This is a genomic window from Mycobacterium leprae TN, from assembly GCF_000195855.1.
Taxonomy (GTDB): domain Bacteria; phylum Actinomycetota; class Actinomycetes; order Mycobacteriales; family Mycobacteriaceae; genus Mycobacterium; species Mycobacterium leprae.
In genome coordinates this window covers 2682472-2707332 of sequence record NC_002677.1, presented here as the reverse complement: position 1 = coordinate 2707332, position 24861 = coordinate 2682472, and the positions used below count along the sequence as shown (strand labels likewise).

At 58.5% G+C, this 24861-nt stretch carries 19 protein-coding genes and 7 pseudogenes; 16 read left to right on the top strand and 10 right to left on the bottom strand.

From position 1 onward, the window contains the following. Positions 1-17: 17 nt before the first annotated feature. Positions 18-505 (top strand): annotated as a pseudogene (locus ML_RS11665) (DUF520 family protein). Positions 506-567: 62 nt separating this feature from the next. On the opposite strand, the gene ML_RS16740 reads toward ML_RS11665, so the two are convergent. Next, entirely contained in the window at positions 568-939 is a 372-nt protein-coding gene (locus ML_RS16740; RefSeq protein ID WP_231846629.1) for a hypothetical protein, read from the bottom strand. A 323-nt stretch (positions 940-1262) separates the two neighbouring features. Here ML_RS16740 and ML_RS16735 point away from each other — a divergent pair, with 323 nt between their 5' ends. The 3 genes and pseudogenes from ML_RS16735 to ML_RS11650 all read left to right on the top strand — a co-directional run bounded on the left by ML_RS16735 (position 1263) and on the right by ML_RS11650 (position 4675). Beyond that, positions 1263-1445 (top strand): hypothetical protein, encoded by a 183-nt coding sequence (locus tag ML_RS16735; RefSeq protein ID WP_231846628.1) that lies wholly within the window; start codon positions 1263-1265, stop codon positions 1443-1445. A 468-nt stretch (positions 1446-1913) separates the two neighbouring features. After that, positions 1914-2909 (top strand): annotated as a pseudogene (locus ML_RS11655) (NAD(P)H-dependent glycerol-3-phosphate dehydrogenase). 275 nt (positions 2910-3184) lie between these two features. After that, a complete protein-coding gene (locus ML_RS11650; RefSeq protein ID WP_010908805.1) occupies positions 3185-4675 on the top strand; it encodes a SulP family inorganic anion transporter in 1491 nt (496 codons plus the stop codon). A gap of 527 nt (positions 4676-5202) precedes the next feature. On the opposite strand, the gene htpX is transcribed toward ML_RS11650, so the two are convergent. Together htpX and grcC1 are read right to left on the bottom strand one after the other, a co-directional pair. After that, a complete protein-coding gene (gene htpX / locus ML_RS11645) occupies positions 5203-6066 on the bottom strand; it encodes a zinc metalloprotease HtpX (protein WP_010908804.1) in 864 nt (287 codons plus the stop codon). A 110-nt stretch (positions 6067-6176) separates the two neighbouring features. After that, positions 6177-7184 (bottom strand): nonaprenyl/(2E,6E)-farnesyl/geranylgeranyl diphosphat synthase, encoded by a 1008-nt coding sequence (grcC1, locus tag ML_RS11640; RefSeq protein ID WP_041323298.1) that lies wholly within the window; start codon positions 7182-7184, stop codon positions 6177-6179. A gap of 15 nt (positions 7185-7199) precedes the next feature. Between grcC1 and menJ the strand changes: the two genes are divergently transcribed. The 3 genes from menJ to ML_RS11630 all read left to right on the top strand — a co-directional run bounded on the left by menJ (position 7200) and on the right by ML_RS11630 (position 9316). Continuing rightward, positions 7200-8426, top strand: coding sequence for a menaquinone reductase (gene menJ / locus ML_RS11635; protein WP_010908802.1), 1227 nt, complete (start codon positions 7200-7202; stop codon positions 8424-8426). A gap of 400 nt (positions 8427-8826) precedes the next feature. After that, positions 8827-8949 carry a hypothetical protein gene (locus ML_RS17595; RefSeq protein ID WP_269147031.1) on the top strand — a complete coding sequence of 41 codons (123 nt, stop codon included), beginning with the start codon at positions 8827-8829 and terminating at the stop codon, positions 8947-8949. 28 nt (positions 8950-8977) lie between these two features. Then, positions 8978-9316, top strand: a complete 339-nt coding sequence (locus ML_RS11630) for a DUF732 domain-containing protein (RefSeq protein WP_010908801.1) — start codon at positions 8978-8980, stop codon at positions 9314-9316. Between the two features lie 17 nt (positions 9317-9333). Here ML_RS11630 and ML_RS11625 read toward each other — a convergent pair whose 3' ends face one another. From ML_RS11625 to ML_RS19560, 7 genes and pseudogenes are all read right to left on the bottom strand, one after another. After that, the gene (locus tag ML_RS11625; RefSeq protein WP_010908800.1) at positions 9334-10026 is read right to left on the bottom strand and encodes a demethylmenaquinone methyltransferase; all 693 of its coding nucleotides are present in this window, start codon (positions 10024-10026) and stop codon (positions 9334-9336) included. A 129-nt stretch (positions 10027-10155) separates the two neighbouring features. Then, positions 10156-11149, bottom strand: a pseudogene (locus ML_RS18190) (glycosyltransferase). A gap of 153 nt (positions 11150-11302) precedes the next feature. Then, entirely contained in the window at positions 11303-11830 is a 528-nt protein-coding gene (locus ML_RS11615; protein WP_010908799.1) for a DUF3592 domain-containing protein, read from the bottom strand. A gap of 27 nt (positions 11831-11857) precedes the next feature. Then, positions 11858-13528: a 2-succinyl-5-enolpyruvyl-6-hydroxy-3-cyclohexene-1-carboxylic-acid synthase gene (menD, locus tag ML_RS11610; protein WP_010908798.1), complete on the bottom strand. Its 1671-nt coding sequence runs from the start codon at positions 13526-13528 to the stop codon at positions 11858-11860. A 243-nt stretch (positions 13529-13771) separates the two neighbouring features. Then, positions 13772-14569 (bottom strand): alpha/beta fold hydrolase, encoded by a 798-nt coding sequence (locus ML_RS11605; protein ID WP_010908797.1) that lies wholly within the window; start codon positions 14567-14569, stop codon positions 13772-13774. Further along, positions 14532-15536 (bottom strand): o-succinylbenzoate synthase, encoded by a 1005-nt coding sequence (locus ML_RS11600; protein ID WP_010908796.1) that lies wholly within the window; start codon positions 15534-15536, stop codon positions 14532-14534. Before ML_RS11600 ends, ML_RS11605 begins: the two co-directional genes overlap by 38 nt. Continuing rightward, positions 15533-17162, bottom strand: a pseudogene (locus tag ML_RS19560) (amidohydrolase). Before ML_RS19560 ends, ML_RS11600 begins: the two are co-directional and overlap by 4 nt. Positions 17163-17244: 82 nt before the next feature. Here ML_RS19560 and ML_RS11590 point away from each other — a divergent pair. From ML_RS11590 to ML_RS11550, 9 genes and pseudogenes are all read left to right on the top strand, one after another. Further along, positions 17245-18764, top strand: a pseudogene (locus ML_RS11590) (AMP-binding protein). A 70-nt stretch (positions 18765-18834) separates the two neighbouring features. Continuing rightward, positions 18835-19271 (top strand): annotated as a pseudogene (locus tag ML_RS16710) (PNPOx family protein). Positions 19272-19467: 196 nt separating this feature from the next. Further along, positions 19468-19875 carry a hypothetical protein gene (locus tag ML_RS11580; RefSeq protein WP_231846624.1) on the top strand — a complete coding sequence of 136 codons (408 nt, stop codon included), beginning with the start codon at positions 19468-19470 and terminating at the stop codon, positions 19873-19875. Next, the gene (locus ML_RS11575; protein WP_010908793.1) at positions 19872-20774 is read left to right on the top strand and encodes a 1,4-dihydroxy-2-naphthoyl-CoA synthase; all 903 of its coding nucleotides are present in this window, start codon (positions 19872-19874) and stop codon (positions 20772-20774) included. The genes ML_RS11580 and ML_RS11575 overlap by 4 nt, the downstream gene beginning before the upstream one ends. 22 nt (positions 20775-20796) lie before the next feature. After that, positions 20797-21680, top strand: a pseudogene (locus ML_RS11570) (SDR family oxidoreductase); the annotation flags it as partial. A gap of 747 nt (positions 21681-22427) precedes the next feature. Next, positions 22428-22844 (top strand): VOC family protein, encoded by a 417-nt coding sequence (locus tag ML_RS11565; protein ID WP_010908792.1) that lies wholly within the window; start codon positions 22428-22430, stop codon positions 22842-22844. Between the two features lie 97 nt (positions 22845-22941). Continuing rightward, a complete protein-coding gene (locus ML_RS11560) occupies positions 22942-24186 on the top strand; it encodes an inorganic phosphate transporter (protein WP_010908791.1) in 1245 nt (414 codons plus the stop codon). Continuing rightward, the gene (locus ML_RS11555) at positions 24183-24473 is read left to right on the top strand and encodes a hypothetical protein (RefSeq protein ID WP_010908790.1); all 291 of its coding nucleotides are present in this window, start codon (positions 24183-24185) and stop codon (positions 24471-24473) included. The genes ML_RS11560 and ML_RS11555 overlap by 4 nt, the downstream gene beginning before the upstream one ends. Before the next feature lie 29 nt (positions 24474-24502). Beyond that, positions 24503-24805 carry a DUF3349 domain-containing protein gene (locus ML_RS11550; RefSeq protein ID WP_010908789.1) on the top strand — a complete coding sequence of 101 codons (303 nt, stop codon included), beginning with the start codon at positions 24503-24505 and terminating at the stop codon, positions 24803-24805. Positions 24806-24861: the final 56 nt, after the last annotated feature.

Sequence of the window (24861 nt, the reverse complement as noted above, 5' to 3'; positions counted from 1 at the left end):
CAGAAGGGACGGACCGAATGGTGGACCCATCGTTCGCCATCGTCAGCAAGGTCGGCCGGCAGGAGGTCGACAATGTGCTCAACCAAGCCGCCAAGGAACTAACGACACACTTTGATTTTCGCGTCACAGACACCGGGAGCAGGTGGAAGGCCGACGAGGCCGTCGGGCTGACGTTGTCCATCGAGGAGCGGGTCAAGGCTGCCGTGAACGTTGTCAACGTAAAACTGATCTGCCGCGACATTTCAATGTTTAAAGCTTTCGACGCCAACGAGCCACGGATCTCCGGCAAGATGTACAAAATTACCGGTACCCTCAAGCAAGGTATCGACAATAGGAACGCCAAGAAAATCACTAAAGCTCATCCGCGACGAGAGGTCCAAGGCCGTTAAAATCCAGATGCAGGGCTACGATTCGCCTCACCAGCAAAAGGCGTGACGACCTGCAGGTCGTTATCGCGATGCTGAAGAACGCCGGCCGTGATGTCGCTTTGCAGTTCGTCCGCTAAACAGTAGATACCTAGGCTCATAAGGAGGTTCCGACCATGATCCCCCAAGAAGTTAACACCGGCTAAGTCGACGTGGTTATCGTCGGCGCCGGTATTTCCGGCCTTGATGCGGTCCATCGACCCACCGCGCGCAAGTATGGTATCGACCCCACGACCACCACATCCGGTTCAACAGTTCCGTGCGCGCAGAGAACTGGGATTCGGCTACCGACACCTGGATGGTGATCGTCGAACAAGTTGGTGTAAACCAGCTCTTGTTCTGCTAGTTCGTGTTCTTTGGTAGCAGCTACTACAACTACGACGAAGGCTACGCCCCAGATTTCCCCAGCATAGAGTAATTCAGCGGCGGTGTGCATCCACAGCACTGGTCGGACGAGTTGGGCTACACCAGCAAAAAGTATGGTAGTGGTCGATATTGTCGCTCCCGCAGTCACGCTAATCCATCGCTAGCCGACTGGGCCGAAAAGGTAACCATTCTGCAGCACTCACCGTGCTATCTGATGTCGGCATACAAATACAGCAAGTTCGCTTTTGTCTCTTGTAAAATGTTTCCCCGCCGGACTTCCTATTTCTATCATCCGGATATACAAAAGTTACAAGCGGCGGTGTTGTGGTTCATCGCCCACAAAACACCGAAGGTGGTAAAGTGGATAGCACGACGCACGGCTGTCAGCAACTTTCTTGACGGCTACAGTGTCGACACTCACTATTAAACCGCGGTACCAACTGTGGGATAAGCGGATGTGCCTGATCTCCGATGCCGACCTCTACCGCGCTATCGCTGCGGGCCACGTGGAAGTACGTCGACCATTTCGACGCCACCGGTATCGCACTCGAGTCCGGCGGACATCTCGACGCTGAAGTCATCATCACCGCCGCCGGGCTGCAGTTGCAGGTGTTTGATGGCGTGGCGATCAGGCTGGACAGTATCAATATGTAAGGTTAATCATCAATCTCTGTGACTGCTTTGTCTACAAGGTTCATATGCTCGAAGCATGTACCCAACCTGTTCTGGTGTGTGTGGGTTGCACGAATGCGTCCTAGACTTTACGCGAACGCCTTGACAGCATGATCCATAGCGAAATTCTTGGCGTGCATGGATTCTCACGGTTATCCACACTCAGATGCCGATCCTACAACTGAAAAATCGCCATGGGACATCAAGGTCGATTAAGTACTGCGATCGCTGCACGCACTGCCCAAGTTAAGCACTAAAATATACACTAAATACAACCGTGGAACGTCCGGCAGAAACGCTTCGCCGACGCGATCTAATATCGGTTCGACCGCATCAACGGCGGCGATGGTGTTTAGCAATACGCTGAACCCTAAGTACAGTAGCTGAGAACAGTGCGCACTTAAAGTCGTTGTTCCCGATGACGGCTCGTGGGGCACCACCGTAGCGTAAATCTGCGCGCACCGCGGACCGACGCTGCAATGGGTACGCTCCTAGGTAACAACCAAGAGACATCAACGAACTCACCGCAACAGCCGCTGCCTCGGAAACGACATCGTCCTGAGCAACATCCTGCACGGCTGCCATTTAGTTCTCGGAGGCCGCTTAATTAATGTTCCGACGTCGTCATGGGTTTACCCTTGATGGTTTTTCTGAGGCATACTCAAATCAAAATCAAACTAGCCAAGGAACTGCGGCTGTGGGTGCCGGTGGTGTCGCTGGTCCAAGGATTCCCGTCGGATGTCACGAGATCGTCGAGAAAGTGCTGCCCGGTCATCCGGTGGGAATCCTGTATGTGATGGGCCGAACATCGCCCGGGAGGTGGCCGAAGTATAAGCCGCCGTTGCGGTGCTGGCGATGCTCGACCAACATCTGGCTACCCGGCTGGCGACGTTGTTCCACACTTGGCGCTTCCGCGTCTACACCACCGACGATGTCATCGAGCGGGTGCGCTGAAGAACATCTTCGCCATCGTGGTCGGGATGGGTTACGCATCGGGCATCGGTAAAACACCCGCGCGCTAGTGATCGCCTGCGCGAGATGACGAAGTTAGGCATGGCCTTTGGGTGGGCGCAGCGAAACTTTTCTCGGGCCTGGCCGGTCTGGCAACCCCATCGTCACTTGTACCAATCAACTTAGCTACAACCTCCACGGCGGTGAACAACCAGGCTCGGGGAAGACGCTATTATGAGATCATCGCATCGATGAACCCGATCGCCGAGGAGGCAAGGCCGCCAGTGTGGTCATGGAGTTTGCCGGAGAATTCGGTCTCAAACTATGCCGATCACCCGCGAAGTCGACGTGGTGATCAACCATGCCTCGACCGTAGAACGAACCTATAGTAGCGGCCTGATCACCGAAGTCCTCGGCCATGATGTGCACACTCGAGGTGCTAGTCTCACCAAACAGTACGTGTTGTTTAACTGCAAGGATTCGGTATGCACGTGATTCGCCAACTTGACCCACACCCGGCCGCCCCAATACCATCGAACCTGCCAGTAGGCAGCTACTCTGACTCGAACAACGGAGCTGGAGTACTTTTGTATTCTACCTCTGTGTAGGTGAGTTGCATAGTTGCTATGCAACGCCAAAGGCCAATACGGGTTAAGGGACGGGATGTTTGCAACGTGCCTCAACGATATATAAATTATGTATATGCTATATATAACTAACTATAAAATAATAAAACCTTAAGAACCTATCGAGATCGAGGGAGCGACTGATTGCGATCCGCTATCCGGTATGACTTGCCCGCGTCACTTGTAGTGTTCCTGGTAGCGCTCCCGTTGTCCTTGGGCATAGCAATCGCCTCGGACACACCGGTGCTCGCGGGCCTAATTGCCGCTATTGTTGGAGGGATCGTCGCTGGAGCCTTGGGTGGATCACCACTGCAGGTCAGTGGTCCTGCAGCCGGGCTGACAGTCGTCATAGCCGATCTGATCTCCGATTTCGGTTGGGGAGTAACGTGTTTTATCACTGTGGCAGCGGGTGTTCTGCAAGTACTGCTGGGGCTTAGCCGCGTTGCGCGAGCCGCACTGGCAATATCGCCCGTCGTAGTACACGCCATGTTGGCCGGTGTCGGCATCACGATCGCACTTCAACAGGCCCATGTACTGCTCGGCGGAAAATCGAAAAGCACTGCTTGGCACAACGCCATTGGCTTGCCAAGTCAAATCCTGGGTGCGCACCGGCCTGGGGTCATTCTTGGTGTATTAGTGATAACTATATTGATTGCCTGGCGGTGGGTTCCTGCCCGAGTGGCCCGGATCCCTGGCCCGCTGGTCGCGATCGTGGTCACGACGCTTGTCTCGGTGGTGTTCCCGTTCCATGTGTCGAGGATTCAGGTCGACAACAGGTCTTCGCTGGATGTCTTGCAGCTGCCGAAGCTTCCCGACGGTCACTGGGGCGCCGTGGTGTTAGGCGTGATCACAGTTGCGCTCATTGCCAGCGTCGAGAGCCTCTTGTCGGCGGTTTCACTCGACAAAATGCACAACGGGCCACGCACCGACTTAAACCGCGAGTTGATCGGGCAGGGCGCTGCAAACATAGTGTCCGGAGCGATCGGCGGGCTTCCCATCACCGGGGTAATTGTGCGCAGTTCAACCAATGTCATCGCGGGTGCGAAATCCCGCGCTTCGTCGATCATGCACGGAATTTGGATCCTGCTTTTCACGATTCCGTTTGCCGGGTTGGTTGACCAGATCCCCTCTGCAGCACTTGCCGGACTACTCATAGTCGTCGGAGTTCAGCTGTTGAAACCTGCCCACATCGAAACCGCCTTGCGGAACGGGGATCTCGCCGTCTACCTGGTGACAGCCGTCTGCGTGGTATTTCTCAATCTCCTGCACGGCGTAATGATAGGACTCGCCGTGGCTATCGCGTTGACCGGATGGCGGGTGATACGAGCGAGGGTCGAGGCCCAGCCCGTTGGTGACGAGTGGCACGTCCTCGTCGCGGGAGCGTGCACATTCCTAGCTTTGCCCCGGCTTACCCGCGTACTAGCTTCTGTCCCTCCCTGCACGCGGGTCACGGTCAATATTTCAGTAAATTACCTCGATCACGCCGCGCATCAGGCGATTCACGACTGGCAGCGACAACATCACGCCACCGGTGGAACGGTTCACATCAATGGTGTGGTCGAGACCGGTCACTTTTCTCGCTGCGCCATGGGTGACTTGATCGGACCCGAACAGCAGCCAGAGGCCGCTGCGTAATTTCCCTCCCACTAGATTGCACTGATTGGAGAGAGGAGACACACGCTTTGCCTAGTAGCTTCGAGAGGCAAGTTGTGCATGCAACGCGGTGATGTCCTGACGGTAAACTTGCCGCATTAACTGCGTTCGGTGGAGGGGTCTGGTAACTTACTTCAGCCACATAAACTTGCATGTCAGCGACAAGCTGGTAGCCACCTCAGCGGATATTGGCGATTAGGTGTTGGTCGGTGGTCTGTGCCCGCCGCACTAGTGTCACTAGTGTATGGCGGCCTCGATACAAAGTGCGACGTTAGGATGTTATTTGTCGCCGTCAGGTTACTTCGGCGTAGTAAGTATATGCAGTTTTACGCCGGATTTGATACAGCATGTGATGGTCGATTGACCACACCATCGCTCGGCTAATAATAACGTAACGCGAAGGGGCTAGACAGACAGCAGGAACATGCGATATCAACTCAGCGAAACCACGCATGTTCTGACCCGAAGGTCAGCTCGACGTTTAGACCAGGAGGGGTGCAGGTTAGTTCTTATCGACCAGCCACCATCGTTTCTAGCCGGCGAATGCGGTCTTCGATCGGCGGGTGTGTCGAGAACAGTGACCCGATCCGATCGCCAACACGGAACGGGTTGGCGATCATCAAGTGCGCCTGGCTGGCCAGCTGCGGTTCCGGGGGCAACGGCGCTGCCTGTACGCCGCTGGAAATCTTGCGTAACGCCGACGCCAGGGCCAGAGGGTCGCCGGTGAGCATAGCGCCCGATTCGTCGGCCTGATACTCCCGCGATCGCGATACCGCTAGTCGCACCACCGTCGCGGCGATCGGGCCCAGTAACGAAACCAGCAGCAGTGCAAAAGGATTCTCTTCGTCCCGGGTGGTGCCAAACGTGCCAGCCCACATGGCCATGTTGGCCAGCGCGGTAATCACGCCTGCCAGCGCACCGGCCACACAGGAGATCAGAATGTCACGGTTGTACACGTGAGAGAGTTCGTGCCCCAGCACGGCACGCAGCTCGCGCTCGTTGAGGATCTCCAATATGCCGGTAGTGCAACACACCGCGGCATTGCGTGGATTACGGCCAGTGGCGAAAGCGTTGGGCGCGTTTGTATCACTTATATAGAGCCGCGGCATCGGCTGGTGCGCTCCGGTAGCCAGCTCGCGCACGATCCGGTACATCACCGGTGCTTGCACCTCCGAAACCGGTTGCGCATGCATCGCCCGTAACGCGAGCTTGTCACTGTTGTAGTACGTGTAGACGTTGATTCCTACAGCAACCAGGGTCGCAAAGAAAAGCGCCGTCCTGCCAAATATCGCGCCGACAACCACGATCAATGTGGACATACCGACCAACAGGACGAAGGTCTTCAACCTGTTTGCTTGGGGATGCCAGGTCATTCAGTGTCCTCCTTGCAAAGGTTTCGACACACAACGGTTCTTGCGGACTACTGACAATTTAACGCCCAGGACAACCCTGCGGGTTCCGCGACCCAGGAGTTGCCTGCGCTCTAACCGTGCCGGTTGGTTGTGTAGTCGACCAGAGTCGCCAGCGCATCCCGACTGGGGCCGTCGGGCAACTGAGCCAGCTCGCCACTGGCCTGGTCCGCGTAATGCGCCAACACTTGCCTGGCCCTCGCCATCCCGGGCGACGCCCGCAACAGCGCTAGTGCTTCGACTACCTCTGCGTCGTTGTCGACGGGTCCGGCCAACAGTGCTCGTAGCCGCTCGCTATCGGGCCCGGTCTCACGCAGCGCATAGAGTATCGGTAAAGTGCGCACGCCTTCACGCACATCTGTGCCGGGAAGCTTGCCGGACTTGGTGTAGTCGCTGTCGATATCGATGATGTCGTCGGAAATCTGAAACGCGGTGCCCACGATGCTCCCGAGTCGGCTCAGCCGCTCGACCTGCTCGGCGTGTGCGCCAGCAAACAAACCACCAAGCCGACCAGCCGAGCCGATCAGACAACCCGTTTTTTCATACACCACCTTCAGGTACTGCTCGATCGAATCTGCACCTTCCGGCACACCGCGGGTTTCGCGCATCTGCCCGGTCACCAGCTGGGCAAACGTGTCAGCGATAATCCGCACAGCATCCAGTCCAAGCTGTGATACCAACCGCGACGCCGTAGCAAATAGATAATCGCCGGCAAGAATGGCAACGCTGTTACTCCATCGCAGGTTGGCACTGGGCGCCCCGCGCCGGACCTCGGCCTCGTCCATCACGTCGTCGTGGTAAAGCGACGCTAGGTGGACCAGTTCAATGACCGCACCGGCTATTATAACTTCTGGAGCGTCGGGCCGGGGTCCGATCTGGGCGGATAGCACTGTAAACAGCGGTCGGAACCGCTTACCACCGGCTGCGAACAAGTGTAGTACTGACTCGGTCATCACCTCGTCCGTGTCTCGCAACTCGGCATCCATGAGTTGCTCGATCCTCACTACCCTGTCTTGTACAGTCGCCGCAAACGCAGCGTCTCCGAAATTAATGCCCGCTACCACCATCGGCGTAGTCGTCATCCAACCAACATACTAGTGAGGGTGGAGACTAGCGCAGACGTGGTAGTGGTGGGCGCCGGACCAGCGGGGTCAGCTGCAGCCACCTGGGCGGCACGCGCCGGTAATGATGTAATCGTCATCGATTCGGTTTGCTTTCCTCGAGACAAGGCCTGCGGTGACGGGTTGACTCCGCGCGCGGTCGCTGAGCTGAAACGGCTAGGGCTGGACGACTGGCTAAATACCCGCATCCGACATCGCGGTCTACGAATGAGCGGCTTTGGCGGCGAAGTGGAAGTGGATTGGCCCGGCCCGTCGTTCCCGTCAACCAGCAGTGCGGTGCCACGACTAGAATTAGATGACCGGATACGTAAGGTCGCCGAGAATTCCGGGGCCCGCATGTTGCTCGGGACTAAAGCTGTCTCGGTTTACCATGATTCATCGAGACGGGCAGCATCAGTGACGTTGGCCGACGGCACCGAGGTTGGCTGCCGCCAGTTAATTATTGCCGACGGGGCCCGGTCTCCGCTGGGTCGCAAGCTAGGCCGGAGCTGGCATCAAAAGACCGTGTACGGCGTTGCTGCCCGTGGGTACCTGACCACTCCGCGCAGCGACGACCTCTGGCTGACATCGCATCTGGAACTACGTTCCCCCGACGGAGCCGTGCTGCCTGGATACGGCTGGATTTTCCCGCTGGGCAACGGCGAGGTGAATATCGGCGTTGGAGCGTTGTCGACATCAAAGCGGCCAGCCGACCTGGCGTTGCGATCGCTGATCTCGTACTATACAGATCTACGCCGTCACGAGTGGGGCTTTTCCGGCCAACCGCGGGCGGTCTCGTCGGCGTTGTTGCCGATGGGGGGCGCTGTTTCCGGAGTAGCCGGACCAAACTGGATGCTCATCGGTGATGCTGCAGCGTGCGTCAACCCGCTCAACGGCGAAGGCATTGACTACGGTCTAGAAACAGGCCGGCTGGCCGCCGAGCTGCTGGACTTGCGCGATTTGTCGTACGTGTGGCCTTCGCTGCTGCAGCAGCATTATGGTCGCGGATTTTCGGTCGCACGCCGGCTGGCGTTGTTGCTGACCTTCAAACGGTGTCTGCCCGCGATCGGTCCGAGCGCGATGCGCTCTACTTCACTGATAACCATAGCCGTGCGGGTGATGGCCAATCTGGTCACCGACGACGATGCCGACTGGGTGGCGCGGGTGTGGCGAAGCGGCGGGTGGGCATCATGGCTCGTCGATCGCCGACCACCGTTCAGCTAGTCCAATTTTGCCCTTCTCTCGCAATAACAATTGCATTGGCATATGCCAGAGCGGTCGATATACATGGGGTCATGACCACGGGAGGCCGGGTAGCGAGGTCTGACCACGATTTAACTTCGAGGTGGCTGACCTCACCTCAATGATTTCACTTGCTACTGACTAGGATCAGCCAGCAGGTTCGGTAATATTCTATCCTGGATAGCAGGGCTTGATCCACTCGATCCCGGTCGAGGCTTGTGAGGGCTACTAGCAGTCGATACGCCGCATTGCAGCACCGAGTGCTGCAATGCTTTGCGCTGTTCTTTGACAAGGCGGCGATACTTGGCAGGCCCGATCAATGCGATAACCGAAGACGAGCTGCGTTAGGTGATGTCCGTACCTGGTCGTCGACGAGACCAGGTTGGCCTGCCTGTACGCCAAAGCGCCGAAGGACTTTTTCGGGATGCCTGGCGTTGAGCTGCGTGAAGAACCCAACCGGCTAGTGTCGATCGGTGGTTGGCTGCTATCGGTGCATCTGTGCTGATGAAGCGGCTAAGTATATCATCCGGCTTATGAAGGGCACTGGCCTAGCCGCTAACGTTGCGATGGCGGCCGCCGCTACCGTACTGGCTGCACCGGCCCTGGCCGACGACTACGACGCCCCGTTCAACGCACAGCTCCACAGCTACGGCATTTACGGCGCACAGGACTACAACGCGTGGCTGGGCAAGATCGCCTGCCAGCGACTGGCTAAGGGCGTAGACGGGGATGTCAATAAGTCGGCCACCTTCATCCAGCGTAATCTGCCGCTATACACCACGGAGGGGCAATCATTGCAGTTCCTGGGCGCCGCGATCAATCACTATTGCCCTAACCAAATAGGCATCCTGCAACGTGCCGGCGCTCGCTAGGTTTTCTTCAGGTCGGCTTACCGCACCGGCTTATCTGCTGCATGCAAAGCCACAATTCCGCCGGTGAGGTTACGCCAGCGCGGCGACGCCCAACCGGTCCGCGACAGCTGGCAGGCCAGCGTAACCTGATCGGGCCAGGCTCTGATGGACTCCGCCAAGTAGATGTAGGCATCGGGATTACTAGACACCAGTCGCGCCACTTGCGGCAGTGCCCGCATCAGGTATTCCGTGTAGACATTGGCGACCAGCGCATTGGTGGGTGTGGAGAACTCGCACACTACTAATTGACCGCCGGGCCGGGTGACGCGGGCCATCTCGCGCAGCGCCGCCTGATAGTCGGCGATATTGCGCAACCCGAAACTGATAGTGACTGCATCGAATACACCATCGCTAAAGGGAAGTTGGGTGGCATCTGCGGCCACCTTAGGTACCTTTCGCGCACCGCCGGTTGCTAGCATCCTGACCGAAAAATCCGCAGCCACACACCAGGCGCCGGATTTACTCAGTTCCGCTGTGGACACCGCCGTGCCTGCGGCCAGGTCCAGCACTTTCTGCCCGGGCCCAATCCGCAGCGCCGACCGCGTGGCTCGTCGCCAGTACCGATCTTGACCCAGCGACAGCACAGTGTTGGTCAGATCGTATCGGTGGGCGACGTCGTCGAACATCGCTACGACATCCCGGGGGTCCTTGTCCAGGGCAGCGCGACTCACGACGTCGACGCTACCGGGAGGCAAATCGATTGTGATGACTCGCTGTGCCCGATGTCGCCGCGCTTGCGATTCTAACTAGGAGGCCCGAGCCCCGAGTCTGCCTCGTACTTCCTGGTAATGGCCAAGCAGCTACTTACGTATGACCGGCCAGAGCACACTATGCCGGGAAGCTGGTGAGTAGCTGTGGCGTTCTGCGACCAGATGGGCAACAGCGGTGGGCAGCAGTACGGCGCAGCACGGGATGACCAGGTTGCGTGGCCTGCCGGCGTCGGAGATGACTACCGACAGCCCTGACGCCAAAGCTTTCTGCACAATTTCGCAAAGCATCTCGTGCTCATCGGTATGCACTAATATATCCATACTGGCATACGCAGCGGCGAGCTCATCGCCATACAACGCACCAGTTAAAACCGCTGTGGGCATTGTTGATTGCAGTTTGCGTTGGTCGAGGCCGTAGTCGACGACGCCGAGCGGCCGGGTATCGCTAGCTGACAGTGCCGTGGGAGCTGTTCAACCTGTATTTCCAGCGCTATCCGGTTCACAAAGCCAACGATGGGCTTGTCGTGCAGTGATCAACTGCTGCCTGAGTTCTTAGTTGCGCACCAAACGGCGCGAACCAAAACATGTCGACCTCCGCACGCACACCGAATATACCCGCTGAATACGGATTGTTAACATGGGATTCCATAGTCGCAATTAACGGCGCCGGGGTGCGGTTGGCAAGGCTGTGAAGATGACGGAACCATGCCTACGCCGCCCGTGTCGGGATCGGAATTCCGTAATTCGATACGAAACTCGAGACGTCGGTTTGGTATATCGACGATTGTCGGCACATCAAGACGACGAGCGGCCCGTATTCCGCCATGACCTAGTAGCGTCGGAGACGTTAGATGCACCCCACGTCCGGATGATCGAATCCGCGCAGTACGCCGACCAGTCGAGGCATCGGCAAGCCTAGCAGCAACGTGGTTTACTTTCGAAAACATTCGTGATGGCACCCGGTGCACCCGAATGCCGTCGTGAATTCGCTCTGCGCGGTGTGCCATCCGACGGGGGTATCGGGGTGCCTATCACCCGAGTTTTTATGCCAGGTTCCACGCAAATGTTCGAGAATCCGAATCATTGGGTTGCTAAAACCGTTGACATGCGGGAGGAACTACTCGGAGATGAGATGAGAGTAACGCGCACACCACTACCGTGTTCATCAGTGTCAGCGCCGGCTTTCGACACAGTTACCTACGGGCGTATCTCATGTGAAATCTGCCGGTTGGGCACCTTAGGAAGTTGGTTGGCTCGGCACAGCACTCGATTCGGTGTGACGGTCCAACCTTTTGTCCAGCACTGCCAAAGCGACTAGCACGACAGTCGCAGCCAGCCAACACACTACCGCGATAGACCCGGCCGGGATAATCGCCAGTCCGGCGTTGCGGTGCCGCACGCGGACCAGGTTCGGATCATTCTTGTTGTATTCAACGTAAATCCGCATGCCTGTGGACAACTCAGAGAGATATAATACACCGAGTTCTGGTCGGTAGGTGACGCGCTCGGGGGTGACGAACTCGATCGTTGAGCGCCGCGGCCCAGCGCTAAGTACTTCCGCTTGCGCGACCCCCATATTGTGTTGGATCGTCAGGTCATTGCGCCAAGCGCCGGCCACAAGCAGCACCGATTGCAGCGTGATCAAACCGGTCACGATCAGCACCGCAATCCGCCCCCATCGCATGATAACTCTGGCACGAGTACTGGGCGGTTCGTCGCTGCGACCATGAATAAGGATGCGCAGCAACGACTTCGACAATATCACAGTTGACAATACCTCATAATAGCAACCTCACAATGTTGCCGTGATTGCTGCATGCAACTGGCGCAGCGAAGATCGGTCGGCCTTGACTTCCAGCACGCGCATGCCAACACCGGGTTCGTCGAGGGCTTCCCGCAGCTTGTCGACCTCGATCTGTCGACCTTCCACGTGGTACGCGCGACACAACGCTCCTACGTCGACGTCGTGCGGAGTACCGAAGATGCGCGACGATACGGCAGACAACCTCGGGTCGCCTTGCTCCAGCAGTTCGAAGATACCCCCACCGTTGTCGTTAGACACTACGATTTTCAGCTGCTGCGGTGTGGGTTCGGTGGGGCCGATCAACAGCCCCGAGCTGTCATGGACGAATGCGAGGTCTCCGATTAATGCTACGGTACGAGCCGGGCGGTCTGTGCTACCAGCGTAGCCGGGGGATCGTTCATATGCTAGCGCCGCCCCGATCGCGGTGGATACGGTGCCGTCGATGCCAGCGACGCCGCGGTTGGACCGCACCTGAATACCGTCAGTGGACAAACCAACCAACGCCATGTCGCGCACCGGGTTGGACGCCCCAAGCACCAGTTGGTCACCGGGCCGTAGTGCATCTGCCACAGCTGCAGCGACATGCAAACCCGTGATTAACGGATGAGCCGCGAGCTGGCTGCGCACCGTCGAGATCGCGTGCTGGTTCATCTCCGCACAGCGCTGCAGCCAGGCCGGATGCGGTGTCCCGGTGGTTACCGCCCGAGTACCAGCGGCCTGAGAATTGCCCGAGACGTCCGGCCAACACGGCCCAGTGGTAAGCGCGTACACCGGCACTTGTGGGTCGGCCAGTAGCGCCGACACCGGGCGGTGCAGTGTCGGGCGACCGAGCATGATCACCTGCTTCGGGTGCAGCAGAGGCAGCGCTAGGGGGTGCAACGGGTAGGGCCGGTACGGTCCAAATGGCGCGGTCGGCTCAGCAACGATCGGCAATTCGGTCAGGTTCGGGTGCACGCCTGCACCGTGCCCGGCGATGACGACGGTGTCGGCTGACAAGTCGATTTCCAGCGGCTGGTCGAACGTCACCTGCGGTATGTAGGTCCACGGCTTTCCGCCGGGCCGGCCCTGCGGTGTGATGGCGCCGTGGGGTTCCGGGTCGGGTATTAAAGGCTCGCGCAGTGGGATGTCGAACTGCACGGGGCCGGCGTTGGCGGTACGAGAACCGGTGGCAGCCACCAATACTCGGCAGGTGGCCGATCGCCAGGTTGCGTTGAGTGAATCGAGCCGCTCCGGCGCGTCCTCTGCTAGGCCTAGGCTGATGGCGGCACGAACTTGGGTGCCGAAGTAGCCCAGCTGCTCCATGGTCTGGTTGGCCCCTGTGCCGAGCAATTCATAAGGCCGGTTGGCCGATAACACGATCAGTGGCACCCGGGCATAGTTGGCTTCGACCACCGCTGGGCCAAGGTTGGCGACGGCAGTGCCCGAGGTCATCGCCACACACACCGGCGCGCCCGCGGCGACCGCCAGCCCGATAGCCAGATACCCGGCGGTGCGCTCGTCAATGCGTACGTGCAGCCGTATCCGGCCGGCGTGGTCGGCGTCTTGCAGGGCGAATGCCAACGGGGCGTTTCGCGACCCGGGGCACAGCACTACATCGCGGACGCCGCCGCGGATCAGCTCGTCAACGACGACGCGAGCCTGTGTCGTCGAGGGGTTCATCCGTACAGGGTGTCATAGCCCGGCAACAATGCGGCCGGCGCGGCTTAGCTAAAGCTCTTCCCTCATAGCGAGGGGCTTGACGACGGGGTGATCCGGACCGCGGTCTCAGTTTGGCTCTGAGACCGATTTAAAGAAACTCGAAAGTGTACAAGCGTCCCCGTGCAGGCCTGTTAAGCGATGGTTTGTGACGTTTAGCAGCGGATGAGGGTACCCGCCACGGTGCCCGATGCGCTCTGGCCACGTCTAAGGCCACTCGCCTTTGACGCCAGCGAAAAACTGCAGCGCTGCGGCGTTGACGGCTTCCGGACGCTCGAAAAACCCAAGATGACCAGCATCTGGTATCTGCAGGTAGCGGCCGTTAGGCAGGACGTCGGCGACCTCTCGTCCCAGAGACGGTGGTGTCACTACGTCTTCGGCGAAGCCAATCACCAACACCGGCGCGGCGATGCTTCGGTAGGCCGGTAACCGGTTGTTCTGCGGGGCGACATCCGTTTGACAACGCAGTCCCGGGGTGGACTTGATCGGCCACATGTTAAACATGGCTATCCAGTCGGCTACGGCCACGTCATCATTGAGTGTTTTGCGTGACAAGTTTTCCAGCAAACGAACTTTTGCATTGTAGCCTGATGGCAACTGGATGCCGGAGTCATGGAACTCGGCTTCGGCGGCGTGAAAGAACTGGCGGGTGCGGTCCAGCCGGCCACGGGTGGCCATCAGCACGGCAGCTCTGACCAGTTCGGGGCGGGCAACCATGAGCTCTTGGGCGATGAATGAGCCCATCGACACCCCAACGATGCGCGCTGGGACCGCGCCCAGGGATTCGATCAGTACCGCGGTGTCAGCGACCATGGTTTGCGTTGTGAAACCTTCGGTATTTTCTGTGGCGCCGATTCCGCGATTGTCGAAGGTGATGACGCGATAGCCGGCCGCCAAGAATGCCGGGACTTGATGCGGTTGCCAGGTGCGTCCTGCGCCGCCACGGCCAGCGATGAAAACAACAGGTTCACCGGTCCCGCGGTCTTCGTAAGCCAGATTGATCACCTGCACACGGTACAAGCAGCGAGTAGCAGGTCTTGACTCGGTCGATCCACCACTGCCGTCGGGCAGGCGGCGTGCCCAGCGCCTGCAGCCGCGCTGGGTCAGGCGTTACCGGTCCGACCGGAAGGAAACCATCGACAGGCAGCATAGGTTCGGCGACGTCTGCGACGAACAGCCTGCCGGTGCCCAGCCCGCAGGCGTAGTCGAGTTCGGGTAGGGCCGCGGCGGCGATCAGTCCGGCGGTGATCCCGACCACCGAATCTAGCGCGCTGGAAACCACCACCGGGATATCGATCTGCGCTGCGATAGCCAGGAACGATGCAATCCCGCCCAGCGGCGCGACTTTCAGCACTGCAACGTCGGCAGCGTGCGAGCGGACCACCGCCAACGGGTCGTCGGCCTTGCGGATGCTTTCGTCAGCAGCGATCGGTATGTCGACCCGGCGGCGCAGCGCGGCGAGCTCGGCGACTGTGGCACACGGTTGTTCTAAGTACTCTAGCGGGCCGTCGGCGGTCAGGGCAACGGCCGCCTGGGCCGCCGCCTCGACGCTCCAGCCACCATTAGCGTCTACTCGCACGGTTTCCACCAGTTCCCGCACCGCGTTGACCCGGTCGACATCGTCGGCGAGGTTTTGTCCGGGCTCGGCCACTTTAACCTTGGCGGTGCGCACGCCAGGAAAGCGGGCAAGCACCTCGGGTACCTGGGTGGCGGACACGGCTGGCACGGTGGCGTTGATCGGGATCCGGTCACGGCGACCCTCCGGTGGCTCACCGTAAGCGGCCTCAATGCCCGCCACCAGCCACGCGGACGCCTCTAAGGGCTGGTATTCGAGGAAGGCCCCGAACTCTCCCCATCCTGCTGGGCCGTCGATCAGCGCCACTTCGCGGGTGGTGATGCCGCGGAAGCGCACCCGCATCGGCAGAGCCACTACATGTAGCCGGTCCAACAACTCCGTCAGGGTGGGAATCACTGCGGGTACACCCGGCGACCCGCCAGAAACGTCGCACACACCTTGAAGTCGGCGATCCGCTCGGGCGGCACGGTCCGCAGATCGGCTGACAACACCATCATGTCAGCGTACTTGCCGACCTCCAGCGAGGCGATCACATCGTCGACGAACAGCTGCCAGCCGGCATCGATCGTCTGTGCGCGGATTGCCTGGTTGACCGTCAACCGCTCCTCCGAGTCCAACACCCGGGCTCTCGACGCGACCTGCGTCGCCGTCACACTAATGATGTTGCTCAGTGGTTCTTCGGGTGTCACGGTGTGGATCGTTGTGCAGTGATATCCCCATACTGGTTGCTGCCGTGGATCCTGCTTAAATCCAAAGACATCCGCGCTCTGGCCAAAACAGGATGTCGATAATGAAGTCACCACTAGTAGTGGATTTGGTCGATGACTATGCTGCAGATGACAACCAGCGCGGCGGCACGCTGCAATGGGTTAGGCCGGATGGTGCCGACGTGTTCGAGGCGAAAACGATGGTTGGGACGCGGATGTCGGCGCAGCATCTCCTCATACACGTCGAAGATGGTGTCGACTTTGGCATCACATCACTATAGTAAATGGCAGGTTAGTGGCCAACCCAACGGAAAGTAGGCGCCGACGATTTCAGCCAGCTGTTCGCGGGTGTAGTTTAGCGTGTCCGTAAGAACCCGCCGGCGCACCAATGGCGCGGGTCGTGGCTGTGTCCAAATAAGGATTAAAGACAAGATAAAGACAACGTGATGGTGCCAACCCATGGTGAGCTGTACACCCAGCAGATATTGATCCCCACCTAGCGCAGCATTTTGTCGCCCTCGCCGGGACGGCGTCGGTGGACAACTGCGGATTAGAGATTCGTAGTTGCGCAGCAGGATCATTAGATCGCCACGCGGTCGCTCAACCAGCGGTCGAAACACCGGGTCGAAAACCATCTCGGAACATGTGGTCAGACCCACACGGTTGAATCGGGTGCATTCGACGCGCAGCATTGCCGGATAGTCGCTGGGTTCGATGGCAGCGTCTAACAATGGAAACACGCGCCAGCTTCCTCGGCCGTGCCGCTGAGTTCAAACAGAGCTATCACGGCCGTACTTAACGTCCTTAGGATCCGGCGTGTCTGTGTTCAACCCCGGCACGCCGTGCCTCGTGCGGGTTGAAATAGGCCTTGTTCCCAGAATTGCGGTGATCACCAACGGCTCGCCCGGCGCAATCGCAATGTCGTCTGGGGCAGTCCGGACCGCAGTAGTAGGTCATAACTGTTGAGGTACACGCCGGCCGCTTGCCTTGCGGCGGTCCTCATGACGAATCTCCTCGACGACTTCATCGACATTGTGTACGGTGACAGATCTTATGTCCGACGATGCGATCGGACAGCGCGACATTATCCATCATCGGATCGCCATTGTCTTCAACAAATCTCAGCATAGCACGACCATAATTAACATTAATTGTTACCGGTGCTAGTACCGATGAACTCCCTATCTAGGGACCGGTTACCGATGGCGGTGATCTGGCTGTCAGCAACAGCAAGTGCCTCAGCGGTAAACTGTACGTCGTCTACTGTCAAAATGCTTCCAGTAGTGACTAACCCAGCCTCGAGGTTTGTATCGATCGTAGGCGGAAATCACTAGTGGCGATCACGAGTGTGGTGAGGTGCTGGACACGAAATTGAAATACGTTGCTAATTCTACTACATGGGTGACGAAACTGTGACGCAACCCAACCCATAATCGCCATTTACTTGATAGGCGTGCTGAAGCGCCACAAGAATCAAGCCCATACTGTTACTCGGCGGCACTACGCTCATCGATGGCTAGCTGGCCTACCGGATCAGCCAGTACCCGCAAGCACTCGATGCGTTGAGTGGCTGACACTGGAGCGGCAGTCGTACTCCAGTCACTAAACCGTACCGAAATGCTGATGACCATTAGTACGGCCAGAGTCGGGGCTATCGGCGAACGGCGCTACACTTGCTCGGTTCGCTGGAAGATCACGCTTATGTGCTTTCCGACGCCGGCATAAGCTCACTGATCATCGACCCTAACCCGATGTTCGTCGGGCGCGCGTTAGGGCTGCAGCAGCCGGTGAACTCGTTCAAGCAGATCCTGACTATCGGTCCGATAACCGAAGAGCGCAAAGAGGTGACCCGAACTCTACTCCTAGATGGCCAAGTTCGCGCCGCAGCCGCTGATGGCCGCGGACCTACCACCGGACCAGGTCATCTCATCTGCCTGATCTACACCGGCAAACCCAAGCACCGCATAGTCGATCGCTACCATGGCGGTAATCCAACTCATCGAATAGGAATGGACAGAGAACCCGCGGTTCTTGATGTGTACACCGCTGTTCCACACCGGCATGGCGTTCTTCACACCTCCCCTCATCAAGGGAGGAGAAGTGATCGTGCTAGCCAAATCCGATCCGAACGAAGCTGCTGAAAAGCACCTAGAAACAACAGCGCTAGGTGAAGATACTAGTGTTGTCAATGCTATACTTGTTGATTGGATACCCGGATTCTCACACCCGGGACCTGCCTTAGCGCGAGACCGTCTATTACGCCGCTTAGGCGATCAAACCCGGTGTGGCGGAACAAAGCAATACGGCGATTCATACCGATCTTCGGTTCTGGTGACTTCATGCGGATGCCAGAAGCTGTTCATACGCGTCGCTCTGCTGAGCGAGGACGGTAAAACTGTTCCACAGGGGGAGCCGGGCGAAATCTGTTTCCACGTTCTGCTGTTGGCCGGCGGTTACTGGAATTTTCCGAACGTTACAGCCGAGACGTTTAAAAACGGCTGGCTGACCACCGACGATATAGCTTGTGAAGGCGAGGACGAGTTTTTTGCAAAAAAGTAGCAGGTCAAGGACATGATCGTCACCGGAGACTTCAATGTGTTCCTGCGGAAGGGCAAAGATGTCATCGCTTAGCATGCGGCTGTCGCGCAGGTATGTGTGGTTTGGTGCATCGGACGAAAAGTGGGGCGCGACCGTCACCGTGGTGGTTATGTTGCGCGCTGCTGCGGCCCGCGATGACGCCGCGATCGCTGCCATGACCGCCTAGATCCAGGACGCTATCAAGAAACACAAAGGCGTGGTGCAATCGCTCAAGCAGGCAGTGGTTGTCGCGACTCTGTGCCGTTGATGGTGCCGGACAAACCCGACAAAAAAGCTGTGCGCGCAGTTCCGGAAAGGAGTTGACCGGGCTGTCAACTAATGCTCTGCAGGCGTACGTGACTATTGTGGCAGGCATGACAAAAGGTGAGAGGATCAAGCTGCTGTAGTGGCTGAAGCCGACCAACAAAGTTTTCATCGGAATATCGCGGCTTGGTTTACGCTTCGGCGGTGAAAGCCCGGTTCGTGTTGACAATGCCGGGCCACAAATCCGGTTTTCCCCGGTCGACACCGGTCACGCCGATGACAGTGGACGACAAGCGGTTACGTCGTCGGCTGCTTACCTGGCGCAAATTCAGTGTAAAACCTCTGGGCTGCAAGCGAAGGTATGCCTAGCTTAGACCAGCATACATGGACGCTGCCGGATGGTGGAGCAGACGCCGAGGACGCCAAACCGCTGTTGCGGGTTTGGCCCAGCGAGGTACCTACCGGTGTGGGTTGCATGAAGCAGTTCAAGCTGGTCAATGGGGGACTCACAGAGAAGGTCGAAATGTTGACTGGAATTTGTCCGGTGGTCCGTTTCGACTCGGCGCGGTTTTTCTTTGCGTAAGGTCTCGGACCGGGCGGCACACTTACCCCAGCTGGCGTGGCCATCTGCCAGATCGACGATATCGACCGCGACGACCGCACGGACACGCTATGAATTAAGCCTTTTGTGGTGCTGGCGATGCCAACCGAATCGTTGGTGTCACCACCCGCGCGGAGCGAATATCGACGTGCAGATGTCTTCAGCGAGACCAATACCGATGCGCACCTGGGTAATCTCCACCCAGAATGACGGCGGTCACCAGATCATAGACAGCCACGGGCGTGGCGCACGACTGTATACGTTTGTTGACTACCGGCTGCAAACAGTTGTCGACACGTTGGCCGCGCCATTCCTGTTCTTTCTACAGAATGTGCGGTACCGCAGTATCGGGGTGAACTACCGCGATCTCGGTGGGGACCGCCAGCTGGTAGGCCTGCAGGCCTTGGAAAAGACTAGCCAGTGGACGGTGCGCCGAACCACGATCGACCTGGCCGGCACCCTGGCGTCTATCAGCCGATCCGATACTGTAACGACCACTTCTGCGCACGACGCCGTGGTGACATCAGCACAGACAATCAGCTGCGGGGATCTAACCACCAACCAGGACGGAGTCCAAGAACCTTGAGTAATAATCCTTTTGATGCCAAATTGTGGCGACTTATCGACGGTTTCGGCGATTTGACCGACATTACCTATCACCGCTACGTCAACGGCGCCACGGTGCGGGTGGCGTTCAACCGTCCCGAAGTACGCAACGCGTTCCGGCCGCACACTGTAGACGAGCTCTACCGCGTCCTTGACCATGCTCGGATGTCGCCCGACGTGGGAGTGGTATTGCTAACCGGCAACGGGCCTAGCCCGCGCGACGGTGTCTGGGCATTTTGCTCTGGTGGCGACCAGCGCATTCGCGGGCGCTCCGGCTACCAGTACGCAAGCGGTGACACCGCGGACACGGTTGATGTCGCACGCGCAGGCAGGCTACACATTCTCGAAGTACAGCGATTGATCCGGTTCATGCCTAAGGTGGTGATTTGCTTGGTCAACGGGTGGGCTGCTGGCGGTGGACACAGTCTACACGTGATCTGCGATCTCACTTTGGCCAGCCGCGAACATGCCCGTTTCAAGCAGACCGATGCCGACGTAGGTAGCTTCGACGGTGGCTACGGCAGTGCTTATTTGGCCCGTCAGATAGGCCAGAAGTTCGCACGCGAAATCTTCCTACTCGGCCGCGCCTACACTGCCGAGCAGATGCATCATATGGGCGCGGTAAACGCTGTCGCCGAGCACGCAAACCTGGAGACGATGGGTCTGGAATGGGCGGCAGAGATCAACGCCAAATCACCTCAGGCACAACGGATGCTGAAATTCGCGTTTAATCTGCTCGACGATGGTCTGGTGGGTCAGCAGCTTTTCGCGGGTGAGGCTACCCGGCTGGCATACATGACCGATGAGGCCGTCGAGGGCCGCGATGCGTTCCTGCAGAAGCGTGCCCCGGACTGGAGTTCGTTCCCGCGCTATTTTTGAGCGCCGCTTAAATTCCCCACTTATGAGCAAAAATCCGCTGCGTTGGTTCACCAATCAGATCACGTTGGCCGGCATGCGACCGCCGGTTTCGCCCCAACTACTGTATAAACCGGCTTGCGATCAAACTCGCTGAACTCAGCGGTAAGCGGATCCTGTTGACTGGAACCTCGTCGGGCATCGACGAGGTCGCCGCCGAACAGTTCGCACGAAATGGCGCCACCGTGGTCACGGTTGCCCGCTGCCAGGATCTGCTCGATGGGGTTGTGGACCGGATCACGACAGTGGGGGGCATGGCACTGCCGATCTCGTGTTACATTTCGGACGTGGACGCAGTGAACACGCTGATCGCTGATGTCCAAAGACGCCTCGGCGGGGTCGATATCCTGATTAATAACGCCGGCCGGTCCATTCGCCGTCCACTGGCTAAATCGTTAAAATGCTGGAGCGATGTCGAGCGGACCATGGCGCTCAACTAGTACGCCCCCCTGCGGTTGATGCGCGGGTTTGCAACCGGGATGTTTGAGCGCGGTGATGGGCACATCATCAACGTAACCACATTGGGCGTGTTGTCGGAGGACGCGCCGCTACACTCGGTGTATATTGCATCGAAGCGCGCTGTTAGCGGTTAGCCGGATCGCTGAGACCGAGTCGGGCCGTCAAGGTGTGCATTCGACGCCGCTGTGTTACTTGATTACTCTCTCGTGGCCACTCCGTTAATCGCAGTTAATCGCACCGACGAAGGCCTGCCTACCGTGGGATGCCCGTGTTAACGCCGCATGAGGTGGCCGAGTGGATTGTGACGGCCAGTCCGCAGCCGGCCGTTACGTATCGCACCGCGGGTCGCGATTGTGGCCGGGGGCGTTAGACACTGTCGGCCCCCGCTGGGTCAATGCACTCATGCAACGGACACTCAAATACAACAGCTCCCCATCCAGCTCGGCGCCTCTCACTCACCTGAGGAGTTGGCCATGTCGGACCTCTGCACCATCATGCTCGTGACCGAGCGCGACGCCCTCGTCAATATCACGTAGTACCGATGGGACACGCCATCACTGTACAGCAGCTTGGACGGTGCACGATATCGTTGCGTACCTATAGGCCATTGCCTCGCTGAAGCCAGCCACCCGCCCGCTGGGCATGACCAAAGCCGGTTTCAGCTTCGATAAGTTCACCATTGGTCAGATCGCCAACCATAGCGGCACTGAGTCCGGTTGCTATCTTAGAGTCCGGTTGCTATCTTAGAACGAGTTCCGTGGCCTACAGAATTCCACCTCAGCACCGCCGGGATCCACAGCTTCTTGGTCTGGCGAGGTGGTCAGTACACGGCGCCAATGTCCTTCGCCAGTTGGGCATCCCACACACCTACACACCAAACTCAGTGCGCCAGGTGATTGACTTCATACAATGGATACAATGGCTCGAACACGTTCATCATAGGTTCGAAAAGCCGGATCGCTAGACTCGTCTTCTACGTCACCGACCACGACTGCAGCACAAAGTGGGCGAGAAGGTCGAGGGCTCATTGCTATCGCTGCTGCTTGCCCTGGCTGGCAGATCGCGTGCGACGACCTCACTGGGCCCAGCGGTGGATCCTCTGCGAAGCAAGTGCGCGACTAAAATCACTATCGTCAATACGTGGTAGACACAAAGGCCATGGAGATCCTGGCCAGCCGGATGCTGCTCCGACCGACAGACTATCAACGGTCGCTGAGCTTCTACCGGGATCAGATCGGGTTGGCGATTGCCCGCGAATATGGTACAGGCACAGTCTTTTTCGCCGGACAGTCGCTTCTCGAACTAGCCGGCTATGTCATTCAGGGGGCACCGGACCACTCCCGGGGGGCCTTTCCCGGTGCGCTGTGGCTGCAGGTCCGCGACATCGCCGTAACCCAAGCCGACCTGGAAGGCCGCGGCGTCTCCATCACCCGCGAACCGCGTCGGGAACCGTGGGGCTTACACGAGATGCATGTGACCGACCCGGACGAGATTACCTTGATCTTTGTAGAGGTTCCTGCCAATCACCCGCTACGCCGGGACACAAGGAGTGAACGCCCCAGAACACCGGATTAATTGCACGGTAACATTTGGCGCTGGGTCGCAGCTTACCTGCGATTCATGCAACAGTTAATTCGACAATGGATTGCCCAGACCACGAGAATCAGGCGCTGTGAACATCAATTTGTTCCTCTTGATCATTGTCGTGATCACGGCACTGGCCTTCGACTTCACCAACGGTTTTCACGACACCGGGAACGCCATGGCGACCTCGATCGCCAGTGGTGCGCTCGCACCAAAGGTGGCGGTGTTCTTCTCTGCCATTTTGAACCTGGTCGGCGCGTTCTTGTCTACCGCAGTCGCAGCCACGATTGCCAAGGATCTGATCGAGGCGGATCTGGTAACGCTGGAACTGGTGTTCGCCGGCCTGGTCGGCGGTATCGTCTGGAATTTGCTGACCTGGCTTCTCGGTATCCCGTCGAGTTCCTCGCACGCACTGATTGGCGGTATCGTCGGCGCCAGGATCGCTGCTGTCGGCGGTCACGGGGTGATCTGGAGCGGTGTCATATCCAAGGTGATTATTCCGGCCATTATTGCCGCGTTGCTGGCCATCGTTGTTGGGGCGGTGGCCACCTGGTTGGTCTACGCGATCACTCGCAGTGTTCCAGCTATGAGCACCGACACCAGGTTTCGGCGCGGCCAGATCGGCTCGGCGTCGCTAGTTTCACTTGCACACGGGACCAACGACGCACAGAAGACGATGGGCGTGATCTTCCTGGCTCTGATGTCCTATGGAACAGTCAGCAAGACCGCTTCCACGCCGCCGCTGTGGGTGATCGTGTGTTGCGCTATAGCCATTGCCGCGGGTACCTACCTGGGCGGCTGGCGAATCATCCGCACTTTGGGCAAGGGGATGGTGGAGATCAAGCCACCGCAAGGAATGGCCGCCGAATCATCCTCGGCCGCGGTCATTCTGTTGTCCGCACACTTTGGTTACGCGTTGTCCACGACCCAAGTCTGCACTGGTTCGGTGCTGGGCAGCGGGTTGGGCAAACCCGGCGGCGAGGTTCGGTGGGGCGTGGCTGGTCGGATGGCCACCGCGTGGCTGGTCACGCTTCCGTTGGCTGGTTCGGTGGGAGCAGTCACCTACTGGATCGTGCATCTAATCGGTGGTTATCCCGGCGCGGTCATAGGGTTCTCGCTGTTGGTCGCGGCCTCTGTCGCCATCTACATCCGGTCGCGTAAGGTCAAGGTCGACCACAAGAACGTCAATGAAAACTGGGAAGGCAGCTTGACCGCTGGACTCGACGGTTCGGACGAACATAAGCCACACTCTGATGTGGGCCCTAAATTGAGTGCTACCCTGCCTCGCTACCGCTCTAGTCACCACACGGTTGGCGTAAGGAACGCCTCTTGAGCCCTTGGTTCAACTACGAGGCCACCCTCAAGATCCTTCTTTTCAGCACGCTGGCCGGTGCGGCATTGCCGGGGCTGTTCGCGCTCGGGATCCGGCTGCAAGTCAACGACGCTGGAGACGCTAGCACCAACAACGCCACTCCACACCGCAAGCCAATCCTCGTTACACTCGCTTGGGTGATCTACGCGCTGGTTCTTATGGTGGTCATCCTCGGGGTGCTTTACATCGTCAGCAGAGACTTCATCGCTCATCACACCCATTACCCGTTCCTGGGAATTAAGCCCTAATTGTACCGACTGCGCAGAATTGCAGCAAAGTGAACCGATTCCTTACTTCAATCGTTTCGTGGCTGCGCGCGGGATATCCGGAAGGCATCCCAGCGACCGATACTTTCGCGGTGCTCGCGCTGCTAGCCCGCCGATTGACCAACGACGAAGTGAAACTCGTCGCCAGAGAGCTGATACGGCGCGGCGAATTTGACAAGATCGACATCGGTGTAATGATCAGCCACCTAACCGACGAGCTGCCGTCCCCGCAGGACATCGAACGGGTACGGACACGGTTGAACGCCAAGGGCTGGCTGCTCGATAACGCACGGGACAACGGAGAACCCACATAGCCGTCCTTCGCTCGCTTAGCGTTACGTCGGGTTCCGCAGCTCCATTGTTGCTGCCC

Coding starts and splice junctions, on each gene's coding strand:
- ML_RS16735 (WP_231846628.1), top strand. CDS start 1,263: ATGCCGACCTCTACCGCGCTATCGCTGCGGGCCACGTGGAAGTACGTC.
- htpX (WP_010908804.1), bottom strand. CDS start 6,066: ATGACCTGGCATCCCCAAGCAAACAGGTTGAAGACCTTCGTCCTGTTG.
- grcC1 (WP_041323298.1), bottom strand. CDS start 7,184: ATGACGACTACGCCGATGGTGGTAGCGGGCATTAATTTCGGAGACGCT.
- ML_RS11630 (WP_010908801.1), top strand. CDS start 8,978: ATGAAGGGCACTGGCCTAGCCGCTAACGTTGCGATGGCGGCCGCCGCT.
- menD (WP_010908798.1), bottom strand. CDS start 13,528: ATGAACCCCTCGACGACACAGGCTCGCGTCGTCGTTGACGAGCTGATC.
- ML_RS11580 (WP_231846624.1), top strand. CDS start 19,468: ATGCGCACCTGGGTAATCTCCACCCAGAATGACGGCGGTCACCAGATC.
- ML_RS11565 (WP_010908792.1), top strand. CDS start 22,428: ATGGAGATCCTGGCCAGCCGGATGCTGCTCCGACCGACAGACTATCAA.